Raw genomic sequence first — 20098 nt, forward strand, 5'->3', positions numbered from 1 at the left:
GAGGGAGGCGGGAAGCAGCTGAATGCAGGGAGGGCGGCGGCCATGGACTCTGGAACGGTCGAAATCGGCCCGCGGGGTTCGACCACCCCCCGCTACCACCGTTCATCCCGTTCACGCGACCGTTGCCGATCCTCGCCATTCCGGCAGGTGCGGGCTCGCTCGGACTGTGTATGCTGGCCCCATGGTTGGGGGGGAAGAAGTCAACGTGCGTAGCCCGGAGCTCGCTGGGACGACCGCGCCTGCTGCGCAGTCGGCAGGGCCTGCGCTTGCGCGCACGGTCCGCGAACTGCTGCCGCCGGATGCGCGCTTCGTGGTGTGCTGGCGCGAGCCGGGCCAGGATTTCTATTCGGCCGACGAAACCGCGCCGGCCTCGCTCGTCGCCCGTGCGCTGGCGATGCTCGGCAAGAAGGGCCGCGCGCAGGACGCCGAGATCCTCGACCACTGGACTTCCGACCACGGCATCGAGATCGTGCTCGCCGCCCAGGGCGCCTCGGGCGTGATCGCGCCGATGCGGCAGGGCTGGCAGGCGATGGCGCGCAGCGCCGTGGCCGCCTCGCTCGACGCCTGGCAGGCAAAGGCCCGCATCGCGACGCTGGAAAAGAGCGAGCGCCTGCAGCAGGCGCTGTACGAAATCGCGGACCTCGCCGGCTCGCAGCTCGAGATGCAGGAGATGCTCCGCCGCATCCACGCGGTGGTCGGCGGCCTGATGTACGCCGAGAACTGCTACATGGTGTTGTACGACGAAGTGCGGCAGTCGCTGCGCTTCCTCTACTTCGCCGATCGCCACGATCCCTACATCGCCGATCCGACGCACGAGATCCCGCTGTCGGAAATCCCGACCAGCCTGACGATGGCGCTGCTCAAGCATGGCGAACCGCTGCTGGGTCCGTCGGCCGCGCTGCGTGCGCGCCTGCAGATTCCGCACGATCCCTCGCACGGCCCCGATTCGGAAGACTGGCTCGGCGTGCCGATGCGGCGCGAAGGCGGCGTGTGCGGTGCCATCGTGGTGCAAAGCTACGAACACCGCGCGAGCTACACCGACGAAGACCGCGCGCTGCTCAGCTACGTGGCGCAGCACATCCTCACCGCGCTCGACCGCCGCCAGGCGCGCAGCGAACTCGAACGCCGCGTGGAAGAACGCACGCACGCGCTGCAGGAAGCCAACCGCGTCCTGCAGGCGGAGATCGTGGAGCGCCAGCGCGCCGAACGATTGCAGCGCGCGCTGTTCCGCATCGCCGAGTTGTCGATCACCTCCGAAAGCCTCGAGCGCTTCTACGCCGAAGTGCACGACGTGGTGGGCGAGCTGCTGTACGCGCGCAACTTCTACATCGCGCTGCTGGCCGGCGACGGCGACGAGCTGGAGTTCCCGTACTCCATCGACGAACGCGACCCCAGCCGCCCGCGCCGCAAGTTCGGCATGGGCATGACCGAATACGTCATCCGCACCGGGCTCCCGTGCCTGGCCGACCGCGCGGCGATCGAAGCGCTGGAACGCGAGGGCAAGGCGAAGACGAGCGGTACGCTTTCGCACAACTGGCTGGGCGTGCCGCTGTTCCGCGACGAGAACGTGGTGGGCGTGATCGCGGTGCAGAGTTATTCGCCGGCGGTGGCCTTCACCCCGCGCGACCAGGAACTGCTCACCTTCGTGGCGCACCACATCGGCAGCGGCCTGGAGCGCAAGCAGGCGCAGGATCGCCTGAAGACGGCGCACGCCGAACTCGAAGGCCGCGTGGAGTCGCGCACGCGCGAACTCGCCGCGGCGAACGCCGAGCTCATGGCGCAGATCGGCGAGCGCATGCACGCCGAGCGCCGACTGACGCACCAGGCGCAGCACGACACGCTCACGGGCTTGCCGAATCGCGCGCAGTTGCTGGAACGCCTGGCGTTGGCGATCCAGCGCGCCCGCGCGTCGGATCCGGCGAGCGAAGAACACCGCACCTTCGCCGTGCTGTTCCTCGACCTCGACCGCTTCAAGCTGGTCAACGACTCGGTGGGCCACGCGGTCGGCGATGAACTGCTGATCGAAGCGGGACGCCGCATCGTGGCGGCCGTGCGCGGCGGCGACACCGTTGCGCGCCTGGGCGGCGACGAATTCGCGATCCTGGTCGAACAGATCGACGGGCAGGGCATGGCGGAAGAACTCGCTGGCCGCGTGCTCGGTGCGCTCGGTGCGCCTGTGTGGATCGCCGGCCGCGAACTGTTCCCGACCGCGAGCATCGGCATCGCCCTGTGGGTGCCGCGCTACCGCAGCGGCGAAGACATGCTGCGCGACGCCGACGCCGCGATGTACCGCGCCAAGAGCGCGGGCCGCGACCGCAGCGCCGTGTTCGACGAAGCCATGCGCGACGAAGCCACGCGCATCCTCGACCTCGAAGCCGACCTGCGCCGCGCGATCAACGGCGACGCCTTCGAACCGCATTACCAGCCCATCGTGCGCATCGCCGACGGCACCGTGCTCGGCCACGAAGCGCTGCTGCGCTGGCGCCACGACAAGCGCGGCATCCTCGCGCCGGGCGAGTTCATCGGCGTGGGCGAGGACAGCGGCCTGATCGAACAGGTCGACTGGCTGATGTATGCGCGCGTGATCCAGGACATGGCGACTGCGCGCACCGAGGGCTATGTGTCGGTGAACGTCTCGCCGCGCCACTTCCGCTCGCCGGATTTCGCCGAGCGCCTGCTGGGCTTGCTCGAAGCCTGCAACGTGGATCCGAAGCGCCTGCGCATCGAGATCACGGAAGTCGCACTGTTCGACGACGCCCCGCGTGCGCTGCGCACGCTGAGCAACCTGCGCCACCACGGCGTGCTCGCCTTGCTGGACGACTTCGGCACGGGCTTCTCCGCGCTGTCGTACCTGCACCACTTCCCGATCGAGTGTTTGAAGATCGATCGCAGCTTCATCGCCGGTTTGTCCACGGCGCAGCCGGAAAGCCTGGCGGTGATCCGCGCGATCCTGGCGCTGGCCGGCACGCTGAGCATCGACACGATCGCCGAAGGCATCGAAACCGAAGCGCAACGCGATGCCCTGATCGGGCTGGGGTGCGTGAGCGGGCAGGGCTATCTGTTCGGGAAGCCGAGGCCTGTAACCGCGTCTTGACGAGCCGGGTTTAGGATGCGGGTTCGCCCGCGTTCCCCGGAGCCCGTCGATGCTCTCCAAGCGCTACCCGTGCTACCTCGCGAACCAGCCGGTCCAGACCAAGGCCGAGCTCGAAGTCCTCGACAAGTTCACCGGCAAGCGCGCCACGCGCGTGGCCTTCGCCGATGGGGCCTTGATCCGCAAGTCGATCGTCGCCGCGCACAAGGCACGCGAGGCGATGGCCGCGTTTCCGCCGGATGCGCGGCGCGATGTCCTGGAGCATTGCGTTGCACGCTTCACCGAGCGCAGCGAAGAGTTGGCGATGGCGCTGTGCGTGGAGGCGGGGAAGCCGATCAAGGACTCGCGCGGGGAAGTGACGCGCTTGATCGATACCTTCCGCATCGCCGCGGGCGAGGCGACGCGCAGCGATGGCGAAGTGATCGAGCTGCAGATCTCCAAGCGCACGCGCGGGTATCGCGGGATGGTGAAGCGCGTGCCGATCGGGGCGTGTGCGTTCATCACGCCCTTCAATTTCCCGTTGAACCTGGTGGCGCACAAGGTGGCGCCGGCGATCGCGGCGGGGTGTCCGTTCGTGCTGAAGCCCGCGGCGAAGACGCCTGTCGGTGCGCTGATCATCGGCGAGGTGTTGGCGGAGACGGATCTGCCGCGCGGGGCGTTCTCGATCCTGCCGTGTTCCAACGAAGATGCGGGCTTGCTGGTCGAAGATGAGCGCATTGCGTTGTTGAGCTTCACCGGTGGCCTGGTCGGCTGGGACCTGAAGGCGCGCGCGGGACGCAAGAAGGTGACGCTCGAACTGGGGGGCAACGCGGCGTGCATCGTCGACGAAGACCCGGGACAGTCGCTGGACAAGGTGGTCGAACGCATGGTGTTCGGCGCGTATTACCAGTCCGGGCAGAGCTGCATCAGTGTGCAGCGCATCCTCGTGCACAGCGCGATCTATGCGAAGTTCAAAAGGAAGATGACGGAGGCCGTGGCCAAGTTGCGCATGGGCGATCCGAAGGACGAGAAGGTGTTCATCGGTCCCGTGGTCGACGAGGAAGCGGCCAAGCGCATCGATGCGTGGATGGATGCGGCGATTGCCGGTGGCGCGAAGGTGCTGGTGCGCGGGCAAAGGCGCGGCAACCTGGTGCCTGCGGCGTTGCTGGAAAAGGTGCCGCGCGAGAGCGATCTGTATCGCAAGGAAGCGTTCGGACCCGTTGCGATCCTGGAACCGTTCGATGACTTCGACGCGGCGCTGGACCGCGTCAACGACAGCGACTTCGGCCTCCAGGCCGGCGTGTTCACCGGCTCGCTTGCGCACACGATGCAGGCGTGGGATCGGTTGGAGGTCGGCGGCGTGATCGTGGGCGACGTGCCCAGCTTCCGCGTCGACAACATGCCCTATGGCGGCGTGAAGCTGTCGGGGCTGGGACGCGAAGGCGTGCGGTATGCGATCGAGGACATGACGGAGCAGCGGTTGCTGGTCGTCCGCGACGTCTAGGTGTCGTCGTCCGGCTTGATCACGCGCAGCGGCAGGTGGCCGTCGGCCAGGCGCGCGTCGAGGCGTTCGCCCACGCGCGCGTCGTTCACGCTGCGGACCACGTGGCCGTCTTCGTTCAACAGGATGGTGTAGCCGCGCGCGACCGTCTTCAGCGGGCTCACCGCTTCCAGCGAACGCGCAACGCTGCGCAGGCGCAAGGCATCGTGCGTCAGCCGGCGGGCGATCGCGTTACGCGGGCGAAGGCGCAGGGATTCGAGCTGCTGGCGCAACACCGCGAGGCGGCGCTTGGGCTGCATCGTGCGCAGCACGGCGTCGGCGTGACGCATGCGGGCGCGCAGGCGGTCGAGTTGCTTGTGGAGCGCCGCATCGAGGCGCCGCTGCGCTTCGTTCTGGCGGCGATGCAGCATGTCGAGGCGCGCGCGCGGGCGCATCGCATGCAGCTTGATGGCCGCGCGATCCGTGCGTTGCTGGTCGCGCCGCAGATGGTGCATCTGCAAGGTCACCACGCGCCGCTGTAATTGCCGCAGACGCGCACGCAGGTCCTGCGCACTCGGCACCAGCAGTTCCGCCGCGACCGACGGTGTCGGCGCGCGCAGGTCCGCTACGAAATCGCTCAGGCTGAAATCCGTCTCGTGTCCGATCGCCGACACGACCGGCACCGGCGACGCCGCGATGGCACGCACCAGGCGCTCGTCATTGAAGGCCCACAAGTCTTCCAGCGAGCCGCCGCCGCGCGCGAGGAGGATCGTGTCGTAGCGCCCCGAGCGATACGCGCGCTGCAACATGGCGACGATCTGCGCGGGCGCGCCTTCGCCTTGCACGGGGACCGGCAACACCTCGACCTGCACGAGCGGGAAGCGCCGCGCGAGCACGCTCAACACATCGCGCACCGCTGCACCGGAAGGCGAGGTCAACACCGCAAGCCGCCGCACGAACGCCGGCAGCGGACGCTTGCGCTCGGTTTCGAACAGCCCTTCGAGCGTCAGCTTCTGCTTCAGTTCCTCGAACGCACGCCGCAGCGCGCCTTCGCCCGCTTCCTCCAGCGAATCGAGGATCAACTGGTAATCGCCGCGCGCCTCGTAGAGCGTGAGGCGACCGCGCGCGAGCACGCGCAGGCCTTCGCGCGGGACGAAATTCAGCCACTGGCTCTTGGGCTTGAACAGGGCGCAGCGCACCTGGGCGCGCGCGTCCTTCAGCGTGAAGTACAGATGCCCCGACCCCGGGCGCGAGAGATTGCCCAGCTCGCCCTCCACCCACACCAGCGGGAAGGCGCCTTCCAGCAGATCGCGCGCCAGCGTGTTGAGCTGGCTTGGCGTGAGGATCTGGCGGGCGTCTTGGGGCATTCAGGGGTGCCGGACGGCGGGACACGGTAGCGCAAGGCGGCGTCGCGGTCACGCCATTGCGCCGACGGTAGAATGGCGGCATGTCGACGACTTCGCTCCAGTCCCTGCCCCCGCCACCCTGCGCCGAACCGGCCTTCGGCCCCGCACCGCGCCGTGCCACGCGCCAGGTGTTGGTGGGCGGCGTTGCCGTTGGTGGGCAGGCGCCGATCGTCGTGCAGTCGATGACGAACACCGACACGGCCGATGTCGCCGCGACGACGAAGCAAGTCGCCCAGTTGTGGCGTGCAGGGTCCGAGCTCGTGCGCGTCACCGTCAACACGCCGGAAGCGGCGGCGGCCGTGCCGCGCATCGTCGAGAAACTCGCGATGATGGGCGTGGAAGTGCCGATCATCGGCGACTTCCACTACAACGGGCACCAGTTGCTCGCCAACGAGCCGGCCTGCGCCGAAGCGCTCGCGAAGTACCGCATCAATCCGGGCAACGTGGGCTTCGGCAAGAAGCGCGACACGCAGTTCGCGCAGCTCATCGAATTCGCCATCCAGTACAACAAGCCCGTGCGCATCGGCGCGAACTGGGGCTCGCTCGACCAGGCGCTCGCCGCGCAGCTGATGGACGAGAACCACGCGCGCGCCGAACCCTGGGATGCCGCGCGCGTGTTGCGCGAAGCGCTGATCCGTTCCGCACTCGATTCGGCCGATCGCGCGGTCGCGCTCGGGCTGCACGCCGATCGCATCGTGCTCAGCGCGAAGGTCAGCGGCGTGCAGGAACTCATCGCGGTGTATCGCGAACTCGCCACGCGGGGCGACTACGCGCTGCACCTGGGGCTCACCGAAGCGGGCATCGGCAGCAAGGGCATCGTGGCGTCGAGTGCGGCGCTGGCGGTGCTGCTGCAGGAAGGCATCGGCGACACGATCCGCATTTCGCTGACGCCGGAGCCGGGTGCATCGCGCACGCAGGAAGTCATCGTCGCGCAGGAACTGCTCCAGACGATGGGCCTGCGCGCGTTCACGCCGATGGTCACGGCGTGCCCGGGTTGCGGGCGCACGACGTCGGAGTTCTTCCAGGAGCTCGCGAAAGTCGTGCAGACGCACGTGCGCGAGAAGATGCCGGAGTGGAAAATCACGCATCCGGGCGCGGAGAACCTGACGCTGGCCGTGATGGGTTGCGTGGTAAACGGGCCAGGCGAGTCGCGCCACGCGAACATCGGCATCTCGTTGCCGGGCACGGGCGAGGCGCCGTCCGCGCCGGTGTTCATCGATGGCGAGAAGGCGAAGACGCTGCGCGGGGAGAACATCGCGCAGGAGTTCGTCGCGATGATCGATGCGTACGTGGATGAGAAGTACGCGGCGCGCTGATTAGCGCGTTCGGTACGCTTCCAACGCCGCCTCCCGCCCCGCCACGAGATCCACGATCGGCGCCGCCGGATAATCCCCCGTCCCGATCTCCGGCACCCAGCGCTTCACGTACGCGCCATCGGGATCGAAGCGCTTGGCCTGCAGCATCGGATTGAAGATGCGGAAGTAGGGCGCTGCATCGGCGCCTGTGCCGGCGACCCACTGCCAGCCGAGCGTGTTGTTCGCCAGGTCTGCATCCACCAGCGTGTCCCAGAACCACCGCGCGCCATGCTCCCAATGCAGGCGCAGGTGCTTCGTCAGGAAGCTCGCGACCAGCATGCGCACGCGGTTGTGCATCCACCCGGTCTCCCACAGTTGCCGCATGCCGGCGTCGACGATCGGAATGCCGGTGCGGCCGGTCTTCCACGCATCGAAGCTCTTCTCGTCGAAGCGCGCCCACGCGAAGTCGTCGAAGCGCACGTCGAGGTTGTGCGTCGGCGTGTGCGGGAAGTGGTGCAAGAGGTGGTGTGCGAACTCGCGCCAGCCGAGTTGTCGCTGGAAGGCCGCGCGCGCCTCCGCCGGTGCTTCGCACGCACCCACCGCAGCGAACACACGGTGCACGGAGACCTCGCCGAAATGCAGATGCGGTGAAAGCCGCGAGGTGCCATCGACGGCCGGCAGGTCTCGCGCTTCGGGATACGCCGATATGCGGGGCAGGGCTGCATCGAGCGCCGCGCGTGCGCCGACTTCACCCGGCGTCCAGTGCGACCAGAATCCACGATCCCAGGCGGGCGTCGGCGCAGGCAGCAAGGCATCCAGCGCTTCGCCCTCGTGCGTCACTGCGGGCAGGCGTTGCGGCGCATCCCACAGTGCGCGCACACGCACGCTCGCGGCCTTCCAGAACGGCGTGAACACCTTGTACGGATCGCCACCCTTCGTTGCGACATCCCACGGTTCCACCAACAGCGCACCGTTGAAGCTCTCCGCATGCAGCCCGGCCTTGCGCAACGCACGCTTGATCCCTGCATCACGCGCTTCGATCGCAGGCTCGTAGCGCCGCGTCCAGAACACCGCCTCCGCCCCATGCACCTGCGCCAATCGCAGCAGCGCCTCCAACGATGGCCCACGCGCCAACACCAGCGCAGACCCACGCGCCCGCAACGCACCGTCCAACGCCCGCAAAGACTTCCGCCGCCACGCCTCCGACGCCGCGCCCGGCACCCATTCCCCTTCCTCCTCCGGCGCATGCACATACACAGGCACCGGCGCATACCCCTGCGCCAGCGCCGCCTGCAGCGCAGGCTGGTCATCGAGGCGGAGGTCGTCGCGGAACCAGACGAGGGCGGCGGGCATCCCTGCAGTATCGCGGCTCAGTCGTGTGCGAAGCGATAAGCGAGCTGCAGGCGGAAGGACACGAGCGAATCGTTGTCCGACGAACCGTCGGGGACGCGCAACACCGTCAGCGGCACGTACAACACCTCCGCCGCCGCATGCCACCCGTGTCCGAAGTCGCGGCCCACGCCCGCCGCGAGATACGGCTGGTCATGCTGCGCCACCAGCCGCGAGCGATCCGGCAGGCCGTAGGTGAGTGCATTCACCTGCACCTCGTTCTCCATGCGCACCAGGCCCACCGTGCCGTGCCAGGTCCACGCACCGGTGACCAGCGCCGCCGTGCCATCGAAGCCGTAGTAGTTCATCCACAACGTGTCCGACGAACGCGCATCGCAACCGAAGGGATTGCGCACGGGATCCTGCACGCCCGCGATGTCGGCCGGACAGGTGATGTCGCCCACCGCCGCACCGTGTTGCCCGACGACGCGCGCGGACACGATGAATCCATTCGAGTCGATCAACCGCCGCCCGATCGCCGCCGAATACAGATCGCGCGGCTTCGTGCCGTTGAGGCTCACCGGCGGGACGATGCCGAGTTCGGCGACGAAGCCCCACGGCAAACCGATCCATCCACGCAGGCGCCCCACGACCGGCGACTTGTTCAGATCCTCGAGCTTGATCCCGTCGAAGCCCACGCGCCGCTGCGTGTCATCCAGCCGCGGCACGCTGCCGAGTTCCGCGCCCACCTGCATCTGCCACGGCGCCAGCGCCGGCTCGGTGCCGAACGGCGTCATCAGCGTCGTGCCCGTGTAGTAACGCATCGCCCAGGCTTCGGGCCGCGATTCGGTCAGGTTTTCATCGTTGCGGATGACGTCGTCCTGCGCCAGGGCCGTGGTCGACCAGGCGAGGCAGGCGAGTACGAAACAGGTTCGGATGGGCGCGGGCATGGGCCACCAATACCGAAGTACGGCCGGGCGGTTCAACTATCGCAGGGAAAGCATGAGGACTACACCTCAGCCGTGAACCACGCTTCCCCTTCGCCTGCATGGATTCTTGTTCATTCGCAGCGCTTTCGCGCGGGAGGCGGCCATGTCGTGGAAAGCGCTCAAGTGGCCATCCCTGGGACTGCTGCTGCTCGTCGGCCCGGCCCAGGCCACGTTCCATCTCATCAAGATCGTCGAGCTCTTCCCCGGCACGCCGGCGGCTCCCCAGGCGCAGTACGTCGTCCTGCAGGCCTACGCGGCGGGGCAGAACCTGCTCGGCGGCCATGCGATCACGATCTTCAACAACACCGGGGGACAGATCGCGAGCTTCACCTTCTCCTCGAACGTTTCCAACAGCGCCAACCAGATGAAGGTGCTGATCGCCACGCCGGAGGCGGAAGCCTTCCTCGGCGTCCAGGCCAACCTGGAGATCACTGCGCAGCTGCTGCAGCGCGGCGGCAAGGTCTGCTGGGCGGGCACCATCGATTGCGTGTCCTGGGGCAATTACACCGGCAGCACGACGGGCGTCGGCTCGCCATTCGCTCCTTCGATCGGATTGAGCTCACGGCAAGCCGCATTGCGTCGACTGAACATCGCCGGCGGCGCCACCACGCTGGAAGCCACCGACGACACCAACAACAGCGCCAACGACTTCCTCTTCGGCGCACTCGCACCGCGCAACAACGCAGGCGTGCTCGGACACGTGCCGGCCGCGACCTGCGGCAACAACCGCACCGAAGGACTGGAGGCCTGCGACGACGGCGGCAACACCGCCACGGGCGACATGTGCAACAGCACCTGCACCGCAGGCATCGGCACGTACCACGCGCAGGCGGATTTCAACAACGACGGACGCTCCGACATCCCGTGGCGCAACAGCACCAGCGGCGCGAACACGATCTGGCGTTCGGCGTACTCGCCGACCGTACAGTCCGTCACCGCCATCACCAGCAACGCATGGCGCATCGTGGGCGTAGGCGACTTCGACAACAGCGGCACCGCCGACCTGTTGTGGCGCAACATGACCACGGGTGCGAACGTGATCTGGCGCTCGGGCAACTCCGCGACGCAGACGGCCGTCACTGCGGTGACGAACCTGCAGTTCCGCGTGGTGGGCGTGGGCGATTTCGACGCCGACGGACGCGCCGATATCGCCTGGCGCAACGACACCACGGGCGCGGACGTGATCTGGCGCAGCGGCAACTCCGCCACGACGATCGCGGTCGCGACCCAGACCGGGCCGTGGCGCATCGTGGGCGTGGGCGACTTCAACAAGGACGGACGCGCAGACCTGCTCTGGCGCAACACCACCACCGGTCAGAACGTGCTCTGGCGCAGCGGCAGCAGCGCGACGACCACGACGCTCACAACGCTCGCCACCGCATGGAGCGTGGCGGGCGTGGGCGATTTCAGCGGCGATCGCGCCGACGACATCCTGTGGCGCAATGTCACCACGGGGGCCGATGCGATCTGGCGTTCCGGCAACTCGGCGACGTCGACCGCGGTGACCACGCAGACCGGCAACGCATGGCGCGTGGTCGCGGTGGCCGATTACAACGGCGACCGCCGCGATGACATCCTCTGGCGCAACTTCAGCACCGGCGCGAACAGGATCTGGCGCTCGGGCAACTCGGCCTTGCCGCAGGCCGTGACCACGCAGGCCAGCCAGGCATGGCAGGTGGCGCCGTAGCGCTTACTCCCAGTCGTGCCCGCCGGGTTCGGTCGCCAGCGTGGGCATGTTGAGCGAGGTTTCGATCTCCGAGAGCAGCATCTCGGTGATCGCCTCGCCGATGCGGGCTTCCCAGTCGCGCAGCTGCGTGCCGTCGGCGTGGTGCGCCCCGCGCATCTCCGCCAGGACGAGTTCGATCTTCTTGAAGTTCATGGCCGCCAACCCAACGGGATCCCCTGATCGGGTTACGTTGTAAGCGCCCCCGTGAGGCCAGCGTGAGAATCCCGGCGGGTCGCCGACGAATTGCGCTTACTGGGCGACGAACAGCGCCGCGATCTTTTTTGCAGTGCGGTAAGGCTCGGGCTCGTTGCGGTTGGTGAGCACCACCACCGTGAGGTGGCGCTGCGGGTAACGCACGATGACGTTGCGGAACCCCACGGTTTCGCCCGAATGCCACAGGGTTTCGCCGGTGATGCGCCAGCCGAAGCCGTACTCGACGTCGGGTTCGTCCGTCTTGGTCGCCGGTGTAAAGGCCTGTTTCCAGCTGGCGGCGTGCAGGAGCCGTTCGTCGTAGAGCGCGGCGTCCCAGTGCTGCAGGTCGTCGATGGAAGAATAGATGCCGCCGTCGCCGAGCACGGCGCTGGTGGTGCTCTGGTCGGTGCGCGTCCAGCGCCCGTCCTCCCGGGTGTAGCCGTAGGCGCGATGGGCGACGGTGGAGATGCCGTTCTCGTAGGCCACCGTGTGATGCATGCCCAAGGGTTCGAAGATGTGGTCGTGCAGGAAGTCGGCGTAACGCTGGCCCGAGGCCTTTTCGACGATCAGGGAGAGCAGGGCGTAGCCGCTGTTGCTGTAGCGGTAACCCTTGCCGGGCGCGAAGTACGTGCGGGTCTCGTGCGAAAGCAACTCGAGCACGCCGCTGTCGTGGATCTGCGCCGTGTCCTTCGGATCCATCAGGTCTTCGTAGTCGATCAGGCCCGAGGTGTGCGTGAGCAGGTGGCGGATGGTGATGTTGGATTGCGGCAGCGAAGGCAGCCAGCGCTGCACCGGGTCGTCGATGGACAGCTTGCCCTGCTCGGCGAGCATCAGGATCGCGGCGGAGTTGAACTGCTTGCTCACCGAGGCAAGGCGGAAGTTGGTGGCAGGCGTGATCGCCTCGCGCGCTTCCAGGTTCGCCATGCCGTAACTCTTGCGCACGATGGCCTGGCCGTCGCGCACCACCAGCACCGATGCACCGGGGCCGTCGCCCGCGTAGTCGTGCATGAGTGCGTCGATCCTGCTTTCGACGGATTTGTTGTCCGCGGTGGTGCCTTCCATGGGCGAGGCTCCCGTCGCGCAGCCGGCGAGCAGGAGGGCGGACAGGGGGATCCAGGCAGGCGCGCGCATCGCGCGATGGTAGCCGTTGTTGCAGAGCTACCTATGGTGCAGCGCGGCGAATGGGCTGGGCGAGTTGCTTGGACAGGCGGATCGCGTCGATGCGCCCGGCGTAATAGCGCGAGACCACGCCCTGGATGCGATAGCCCAGGGTCCGGTAGAAGGCGATCGCCCCGGGGTTGTCGGCGCGGCATTCCACGTCGATGCGGGCCACGCCCGCCACGCGCGCGCTGTCCTCGAGCCACTGGACCAGGTGCCGCCCGAGCCCCTTGTGGCGTTGCGTGGGCTGCACGCCGAGGAGCACCAGGTGGGCCGTGGTGTCCCCGTACTGCATGATCCCGAACCCGTGCAGCCCGCCATGCACATGGACCACGGCCACGTTGGTCGTGCGGCTCTGGATGGCGGCGAGCACGCGGATGGGCGTGTAACGCCAGACCAGCCCGTCCTCGATGTAGTCCCGGGACAGGGCCGCGATGGCGTGGGCGTCCTCGCGCGTGGCGAGCCGGATGGTGGGGAGGGCGAGCATGGGAGCGCGAGCCTACAAGGGTGGGCTACATGCATTTCGTCAAGATTCGGATGCAAAAATTTCACTGCGGATTACCTTTCCGCGCGCACGCTCGGGCCCTCGAAAACGGAGGCCGGATCATGCATCGTCCGTCGTTTTTCCCGCTCGCGGCGACCCTCGCGCTGGCCGCCCCCTTCACGGCCGGCGCCGCCACGCCGCACCAGCCGCAGTTCCGCATCGACAACTTCCATGCCCCCCTGCGCATCGACAACCCGCTGTCGGCCATGAAACCCGGCACGCGCACGGTCACCTTCGAACTCGAGGATGGCGAGTGCAAGGTCAACGACGTGGTGGTGACGAACACCGCCAAGCGCGATTTCAAGGGGATCTACGCAGGCATCGCCGCGCGCGCGGTGGTCGACCGCGTGTGGAGCGACCCGACCTGCAAGGGCAAGCGCACGTTGTTGCTGGAAGACACCGTCGACTATTACGGGCAGGACAACGGCGGCAACGTCTGGTACTTCGGCGAGAAGACCGTCGAGTACACCTACGACGACGCAGGCCATCGCACGAGCAGCGACTCCGCGGGTTCGTGGATCGCGGGCAACGATGGCGCGCTGGCGGGCATCGTCATGCTGGCCAGGCCGATGGTCGGTCAGTTCTATCGCCAGGAATTCCTTGCGGGCGAAGCGGAGGATGAAGCCTTGGTCGTCAACGTCGGCATCCACGCATCGACCGGGCTCGGCGATTTCTCCGGCTGCGTCCGCACGCGCGAGACGACCGAACTGTCGCCCGGCGACGTCGAGTACAAGACCTATTGCCCGAACGTCGGCACCGTGCGCGTCGAAGCGCCCTCGGTGCATGGCGGCGCCGAGCTGGTGGTGATCACGTCGCTGTAGCGGTACCGTGCGCCCGGAGACACTCCCGGGGCACGAAGCGATGAGCAGGACGTTGCGGTTGTTGGCCGTATCGTTGTTGTTGGCGGGCTGCGCGACGTCGCAGCCCGCGAGGCCGCGCGTTTCACCCGCGACCACACCGGAAGAAGCGGGGCTCGTCGACGTGCGTTCGCTGGTGCCCGACATCGAGCTCGACATGCGCTACGCGAGCGCGAACAACTTCACCGGTGCGCCGGTGGAGGGTTACGACGCGCCGCGCTGTTATCTGTTGCGGCCTGCGGCGGAAGCGTTGGCGAAGGTGGAACGCGCGCTGCGTGAGCGCCACATGCGATTGCGTTTGTACGATTGCTATCGCCCGGTGCGCGCGGTGCAGCGTTTCGTGGCGTGGACGCAGGCGCCGGAGGATGGGCGAACGAAGGCGGCGTATTACCCGGGGTTCGAGCGGCGCACTTTGTTGGGCGATTACATCGCGCCGACGTCGGGGCACAGTCGTGCGGCGACGGTGGATCTCGGGTTGTTGCAATGCGATGCGCAAGGGGCGGGGTGCGAGCCGATCGACATGGGCACGACGTTCGACTACTTCGATACGCTCGCGAATACGGATTCGCCGAAGGCGACTGCGCAGCAGCGCGCGAATCGACATGTGTTGGTGGACGCGATGGCGCAGGGCGGCTTTCGCAACTATCCGATGGAGTGGTGGCACTTCACCTTGAACCCGGAGCCGACGCCGGACGTGATGTACGACGTGCCGGTGCGGTGACAGCCTCCACCAGATGGGCGGATCGCCATGAGGTGCCATGTGTGTCTTGTCCACTCCATACGACAAGTCGCGGCCAAGACACACACGACACCTCACGTCGCTCCGCTCGCGATTTGACGATCTCGCGGAGCGTCTGGGGTCGTGGGCGCGTCGCCATCCATTCCATGCGCGCCTACACCGTAAATTCTGATGGACGGCCCGTCACCCACCTCGGCGCTGCGCCGTCGCGTGCGTCACCTTCGGCAGGCAACGTGCCTAGCGAGGTTTGTGAGCACGCCCCTTCGGACCGAAGGGGCGCCCCCTGAATTGATATCTAGGCACCTTGCCCTCCGAAGCGGGACGCACATGCCGATGCAGCGAGCGAGGGGGCAAAGTGCCGTCCTTCCGTAGCCGGAAGTTGGCGCACGCGATCGCATCGCGGTCGCACGTGGCTCCCAGACGCTCCGCGCAAACATCAAGTCGCGAGCGGAGCGACGCGAGACGTCGTGTGTGTCTTGGCCGCGACTTGTCGTATGGAGTGGACAAGACACACACGACGGCTCGTGGCGGTCCGCCCATCTTGTGGAGCGCGGGCAGCTCAGCCGCCCAAGCCCCCCAGCGGCGCCGGCGTCGCGACGCACTTTTCTTCCACCACGCTGTAGGCCTCGCCTTGCGGGCAGACGCGCTCCTTCTCCTTTTGCGCCTGGCTCTGGGACACGCATCGCTGCGCGCTCTCGTCGCAACGCTTCTTCGCAGAACACATCGGCCGAGCCGCGGGCTGGCACTGGTTCCTGCCAGGATTGCCGACGCAGCGCTCCACCCCGTTGCACCAGACCCCATCCTGGCAATCGTGGTCGGTGATGCAGGACTGGGCGAAGGCGCTGCCGGAAAAAGCGAGGGCAAGTGCGAACAGGGCAATCGGACGGAGCGACATGGGCGATCTCGCGCGAGGGCGTTCGCCTGTGTCAACGCGCGGGGCTACGAGACACGGCCACTACAACGTCGACGTCACCTCGCCACCGTTCGAGCGAAGCAACTCCGCCGCGTGGTGGCGCTGGTCGGCCGAGAACGCATGCACCACCACGGTCGTGTTGCCCGCCGCCATCGCATCACGGGTGGCCTGCACATAGCGATCGTGGTCCGGGCGGAGGGACACCAGGCCACCCAACATCAGTCCTGCGACGCCGCCGAAGAACATCATCACGAGCGCAGCGGCCACGGACGAGTTGACGATGAAGGGAATGCCGCGCGCATACAACGCCGCGAACGCCAGCAGGCCTACGACGATGCCCGCGACACCGAGCTTGACGTGCGCGACGACGATCGTTCGCCAGATCCCGCGACTCTCGGGTTCCAGCTTGCGACCCGGGTGCGCGTCGGCAGGCGTGATCACCTGAACCTGGGCGGCGCCCAGCGACAAGGCCGCAGCCACGCCCTGCGCCGCCTGCCGCGCAGCCGATTCGTTAGTGAATACGGCAGCGACTTTGCTGTTGCTCAGCTCGCCGGTGATGGAAGAGGGATGCGACATGGGGACCTCCTGCCGCGACGACCACCGCAAGCATCGCAGGTCCCCGGTCCTCGTTACGTGAGCGCATCAACTCCTGAAAAACGCCAGCAAATCCGGATTGATCACATCGCCGTGCGTCGTGCACATCCCGTGCGGGAATCCCTTGTAGACCTTCAGCGTCGCGTTCTTCAGCAGCTTGCTCGAGAGCATCGCCGAATCGGCAATCGGCACGATCTGGTCGTCGTCGCCGTGCAAGACGAGCGACGGCACCGTGATCTGCTTCAGGTCTTCGGTGAAGTCGGTTTCCGAGAACGCCTTGATGCATTCGTAATGTGCGTTGGCCGCGCCCACCATCGCCTGGCGCCACCAGTTCTGGCGGATCGGTTCGGACAGCGGCGTGCCTTCGCGATTGAAGCCGTAGAAGGGGATCGGGAAGTCCCAGTAGAACGCGGCGCGATTGGCTGCCAAACCCTTGCGCAATCCATCGAAGACTTCGAGCGGCGTGCCGCCGGGGTTCTTGTCGCTCTTCACCATCACGGGCGGCACGGCGCCGATGAGCACGAGCTTCGCAGCGCGGCCCTTGCCATGCTTCGCGACGTAATGCGCCGCTTCGCCACCGCCCGTGGAATGGCCGACGTGGATCGCGTCGCGCAAGTCGAGGTGTTCCGCGAGAGCGGCGACGTCGGCCGCATACGTGTCCATCTCATGGCCGCCCGATGTTTGCGTGGAGCGACCATGCCCGCGACGGTCGTGCGCGATGACGCGGAATCCCTGCGCGAGGAAGAACAACATCTGTCCATCCCAATCGTCGCCGCTCAACGGCCAGCCGTGATGGAAGACGATGGGTTGGCCCTTGCCCCAATCCTTGTAGAAGATCTTCGTGCCGTCGCCGGTGGTGATGTGCATGGTCGCTTGCGTCCTGGGCGTGGAGTCGCGAACTCTCGCACTCGAGTCGTTAAAGGAGAGCGCACATGAAAATCGTCGTCATCGGTGGCACCGGCCGTATCGGCAGCCGCGTGGTGCAACGTTTGAGTGAAGCGGGGCACGAAGCCGTGGCGGCCGCACCGCAGACGGGCGTCGACATCCTCAGCGGCAAAGGCCTGGACGAGGCGATGGCGGGCACGTCCGTCGTGGTGGACCTGACCAACTCGCGCACGTTCACGGGCGAAGCGCCGCTCGCGTTCTTCCGCACGGCCGGTACGCACCTCATCGCCTCCGATCGGCGATCCCGACGCGTTGCGTGGTTCGCGCAGTCCGATTACGCGAGACCGAGGCCGTAAGTCAGCGCCGCATCAGCGAGCGCCCCATCGCCAGCCCGAACCACATGGCGAAACCGAGCGTCAGGAAGCCGACCGCAAAGCGCAGCGTTTCGCCCTGCGACGTGAAGCTCGCCCATCCCTTGCGGGTGAGGTTGACGATCGACGCGTAGACGTTGCTGGTCGTCGTTGGCGACGTACTGGGTGTTGCACCCGACGTCGCGCTCGACAGCGTGGTGGTCGTCTTCCCGCGCAAGGGCGGTGGCGGCGATTTCGCGCCGTTCTTCTCACGCAGGCAATTCTGGAGCGTGCTGTACTGGATCTGCAGGCCGCTGTTGGTGCTGACGAACGCCACGTCGGGGCAGGCGTCGTGGTTGAAATCGCCGATCGTGACCGAGTGGGGTTGCGCCTGGTTGCCGATGTTCGCGTACTTCTTGGTTTCGCGATCGAGCGCGTACGTTCCGTCGCTCAACTTCGTTTGCTGCATGTAGCCGACGGATTCCCAATTGAAATGGGCGACGAGGAGATCGTCGCGCCCGTCGCGGTTCATGTCGGCGGCGACCAGGGTTTGGGGCTCATCGTAGGCCGGCCACTCGCCGACATAGGCGAATCCGCCCTCGGGGGTGCGGACCCAGTGGGTCAGCTTGGCGTACGGCGCATTGGCGTCGATGGACAGGATGATGTCGGGTTGGCCATTGCTGTCGAAGTCGCCGACGACGGGAAAGAATCCGGATTTGTCGGGTCCGCCAGCCGAGTATCGGATCGGCGGAAGGAAGTTATCGACACCGTCGTGGTAGGCCACCGCGATGCCGCTGTCATCCAGGGCGCTCCATCCGTACAGCATGTCGGGCTTGCCGTCGCCGTTGAAATCATGGATCAGGGTGACGCCGCTGTCGGTGACCGGCGCGAATTTCTTCCTGACCAGTCCGCCGGTGCCGTTGCTGTAGTAGATGGCCTGGCTGTAGATCGTGCCTACGCCCGAACCGCCCGTGCTCAGGACGACCAGCACGTCCATGTTGCCGTCGCCATCCATGTCGGCCTGCTGCAGGTAGAACGCGCCGTTTGCGCCGCTGATGCCGGTGTAGTGCACCGGCTTCGCCATGCCGGTCGGGCCGCCGAGCATGACGTACAAGCCACTGTAGGCGTCGTTGCCGTAGCCGGTGAACACGATATCGGTGTAACGATCGTGGTTGAGGTCGATCCCCATCACGTCGGTCAACTGGAGATGCAGCACCGGATAGGAGAGCGGATCGGCCAGCGTGCCGTCGGTGTTCTGGCGGTACACGTGCAGCATCCAGTCGCCGGGATAGGGGTTGGTGGAATCCCAGCTGCCGCCCAGCACGAACAGATCGTCGAGGCCATCGCCGTTCGCATCGCCCTTGACGACGCCGACGCTGTACTGGTCCATCGACACCAACCGCTGCGGCGTTGCATGGGTGAGCGTGGATGCACCGGCCGGCAGCGACGGCACCGTGAACTTGCCGGTGACCTTGCGGATGCGCATGTTGCGGGTGTCCGCGATGTACAAGTTGCCTTGCGCGTCGACAGCGATCCCCTCGGGCTCGTACAGCTTCGCAAGGCTCGCCGGGCCGCCGTCGCCCGCGAAACCGTGCTGCGAGCCGTATCCCCCATCGTCGAACGTCGTGTCGTTGAAGACGCCGACGACGTGCTGGATCGCGCCCGATGTGGAGATGAGGGACACCAGGTTCCCCAGGTTGGAGACGAACAGATTGCCGGCGGAGTCCGTGGCCAGCCCAGACGGGTAGAAGCCCCTGGTGACATTCGCGACGGGGTCGCTGCGGAATCTCGGCCAGCCGCCCATCACGCGCGAGATCATTCCCGTGGTGTCGACCTTGCGAACGGAGTAACCGTAGCGGTCGGCGATGAAAAGGTTGCCGAAGCGGTCCACGGCAAGGTCGGTGGGGGAGAGCTGGGCCGCCGTCGCCGGGCCGTAGTCGCCCGCTTCGCCCCAGGTGCCATTGCCAGCGACCGTCGTGATGACCCCGTTGGTGGCGATTTTCCGCACGCGATTGTCGTCGGCGATGTAAGCATTGCCGGCCGCGTCGAATGCAACGTCCTGGACCAGGGAGACCTTGGCGGACGCCGCTTGGCCCCCATCGCCGGAATAACCGGAAACGCCCGTGCCCGCGACGATCGTGACCACGCCGTTGGGTGCGATCTTCCCGACCTGCCAACGCATGCTGTACCAGACGTAGCCGAAGCGATCGACGGCGACGGTATCCGAACAGACCGATCCGCTCGTCGCCTGCGCGCCATTGACGGGCGGTTTGTCGTTGGCGCCATTGCCGGCAAGCGTCGTGATGACGCCCGCAGGCGTCACCTTGCGGATGCGGCATGTCTCGGCGATATACAGGTTCCCTGCGGCGTCGAGCGCAATGTCGGTCGGTTCGTTGATCACCGCCAGCTTCGCCGGTCCCCCGTCGTTGGGGCCGCCGGTACCACCGCCCGCGATGGTGTCGATCGTCGGCTCCGCGGCCACGGCCGCACCGCATGCCAGGGCGATCGCGAAGATCGCGCACTGTGTCTTTCGCATTCCGTTGTCCCCTGTGCCGCGGTCCGGCGGCAGGG

The 20098-nt window shown here is 67.0% G+C and carries 17 protein-coding genes; 7 read left to right on the forward strand and 10 right to left on the reverse strand.

The window, feature by feature from the left end:
* Window positions 1–205 precede the first annotated feature (205 nt).
* Together LVB87_RS09440 and LVB87_RS09445 are read left to right on the forward strand one after the other, a co-directional pair.
* Complete coding sequence (locus LVB87_RS09440) at window positions 206–3094, forward strand: EAL domain-containing protein (RefSeq protein WP_232897726.1); 2889 nt, start codon at window positions 206–208, stop codon at window positions 3092–3094.
* A 49-nt stretch (window positions 3095–3143) separates the two neighbouring features.
* Window positions 3144–4574 (forward strand): aldehyde dehydrogenase family protein, encoded by a 1431-nt coding sequence (locus LVB87_RS09445; protein WP_232897727.1) that lies wholly within the window; start codon window positions 3144–3146, stop codon window positions 4572–4574.
* Here LVB87_RS09445 and xseA read toward each other — a convergent pair.
* Window positions 4571–5917 carry an exodeoxyribonuclease VII large subunit gene (gene xseA, locus LVB87_RS09450; protein ID WP_232897728.1) on the reverse strand — a complete coding sequence of 449 codons (1347 nt, stop codon included), beginning with the start codon at window positions 5915–5917 and terminating at the stop codon, window positions 4571–4573. The two genes, LVB87_RS09445 and xseA, sit on opposite strands and share 4 nt — an antisense overlap.
* An 80-nt stretch (window positions 5918–5997) precedes the next feature.
* Between xseA and ispG the strand changes: the two genes are divergently transcribed.
* Window positions 5998–7272: a flavodoxin-dependent (E)-4-hydroxy-3-methylbut-2-enyl-diphosphate synthase gene (gene ispG / locus LVB87_RS09455; RefSeq protein ID WP_232897729.1), complete on the forward strand. Its 1275-nt coding sequence runs from the start codon at window positions 5998–6000 to the stop codon at window positions 7270–7272.
* On the opposite strand, the gene LVB87_RS09460 is transcribed toward ispG, so the two are convergent.
* Both LVB87_RS09460 and LVB87_RS09465 read right to left on the reverse strand, forming a co-directional pair.
* Window positions 7273–8604, reverse strand: coding sequence for a deoxyribodipyrimidine photo-lyase (locus LVB87_RS09460; protein WP_232897730.1), 1332 nt, complete (start codon window positions 8602–8604; stop codon window positions 7273–7275).
* Window positions 8605–8621: 17 nt separating this feature from the next.
* Complete coding sequence (locus LVB87_RS09465; protein WP_232897731.1) at window positions 8622–9530, reverse strand: hypothetical protein; 909 nt, start codon at window positions 9528–9530, stop codon at window positions 8622–8624.
* A 142-nt stretch (window positions 9531–9672) separates the two neighbouring features.
* Here LVB87_RS09465 and LVB87_RS09470 point away from each other — a divergent pair, with 142 nt between their 5' ends.
* The gene (locus LVB87_RS09470; protein WP_232897732.1) at window positions 9673–11256 is read left to right on the forward strand and encodes an FG-GAP-like repeat-containing protein; all 1584 of its coding nucleotides are present in this window, start codon (window positions 9673–9675) and stop codon (window positions 11254–11256) included.
* Between the two features lie 3 nt (window positions 11257–11259).
* Here LVB87_RS09470 and LVB87_RS09475 read toward each other — a convergent pair whose 3' ends face one another.
* From LVB87_RS09475 to LVB87_RS09485, 3 genes are all read right to left on the reverse strand, one after another.
* On the reverse strand, window positions 11260–11448 hold the full coding sequence (locus LVB87_RS09475) for a hypothetical protein (protein ID WP_232897733.1): 189 nt from the start codon (window positions 11446–11448) through the stop codon (window positions 11260–11262).
* A gap of 96 nt (window positions 11449–11544) precedes the next feature.
* A complete protein-coding gene (locus LVB87_RS09480; protein WP_232900527.1) occupies window positions 11545–12549 on the reverse strand; it encodes a beta-lactamase family protein in 1005 nt (334 codons plus the stop codon).
* Between the two features lie 100 nt (window positions 12550–12649).
* The gene (locus LVB87_RS09485; protein ID WP_232897734.1) at window positions 12650–13132 is read right to left on the reverse strand and encodes a GNAT family N-acetyltransferase; all 483 of its coding nucleotides are present in this window, start codon (window positions 13130–13132) and stop codon (window positions 12650–12652) included.
* 119 nt (window positions 13133–13251) lie between these two features.
* Here LVB87_RS09485 and LVB87_RS09490 point away from each other — a divergent pair, with 119 nt between their 5' ends.
* Window positions 13252–14010, forward strand: coding sequence for a hypothetical protein (locus tag LVB87_RS09490; RefSeq protein ID WP_232897735.1), 759 nt, complete (start codon window positions 13252–13254; stop codon window positions 14008–14010).
* 40 nt (window positions 14011–14050) lie between these two features.
* On the forward strand, window positions 14051–14767 hold the full coding sequence (locus LVB87_RS09495) for a M15 family metallopeptidase (protein ID WP_232897736.1): 717 nt from the start codon (window positions 14051–14053) through the stop codon (window positions 14765–14767).
* Between the two features lie 577 nt (window positions 14768–15344).
* Here the strand turns inward: LVB87_RS09495 and LVB87_RS09500 are convergent.
* The 3 genes from LVB87_RS09500 to LVB87_RS09510 form a co-directional block, all read right to left on the reverse strand.
* Window positions 15345–15680 (reverse strand): hypothetical protein, encoded by a 336-nt coding sequence (locus LVB87_RS09500; RefSeq protein WP_232897737.1) that lies wholly within the window; start codon window positions 15678–15680, stop codon window positions 15345–15347.
* 60 nt (window positions 15681–15740) lie between these two features.
* The gene (locus tag LVB87_RS09505; RefSeq protein WP_232897738.1) at window positions 15741–16274 is read right to left on the reverse strand and encodes a hypothetical protein; all 534 of its coding nucleotides are present in this window, start codon (window positions 16272–16274) and stop codon (window positions 15741–15743) included.
* A 66-nt stretch (window positions 16275–16340) separates the two neighbouring features.
* A complete protein-coding gene (locus LVB87_RS09510; protein ID WP_232897739.1) occupies window positions 16341–17159 on the reverse strand; it encodes an alpha/beta hydrolase in 819 nt (272 codons plus the stop codon).
* Between the two features lie 65 nt (window positions 17160–17224).
* On the opposite strand from LVB87_RS09510, the gene LVB87_RS09515 reads away from it, so the two are divergent.
* Window positions 17225–17533 carry an NAD-dependent epimerase/dehydratase family protein gene (locus tag LVB87_RS09515; protein WP_232897740.1) on the forward strand — a complete coding sequence of 103 codons (309 nt, stop codon included), beginning with the start codon at window positions 17225–17227 and terminating at the stop codon, window positions 17531–17533.
* A gap of 1 nt (window position 17534) precedes the next feature.
* Here the strand turns inward: LVB87_RS09515 and LVB87_RS09520 are convergent, their stop codons facing one another.
* Window positions 17535–20063, reverse strand: a complete 2529-nt coding sequence (locus LVB87_RS09520; protein ID WP_232897741.1) for an FG-GAP-like repeat-containing protein — start codon at window positions 20061–20063, stop codon at window positions 17535–17537.
* Window positions 20064–20098: the final 35 nt, after the last annotated feature.

This window comes from Lysobacter sp. KIS68-7, from assembly GCF_021284745.1.
In the GTDB taxonomy this organism is placed as follows: domain Bacteria; phylum Pseudomonadota; class Gammaproteobacteria; order Xanthomonadales; family Xanthomonadaceae; genus Noviluteimonas.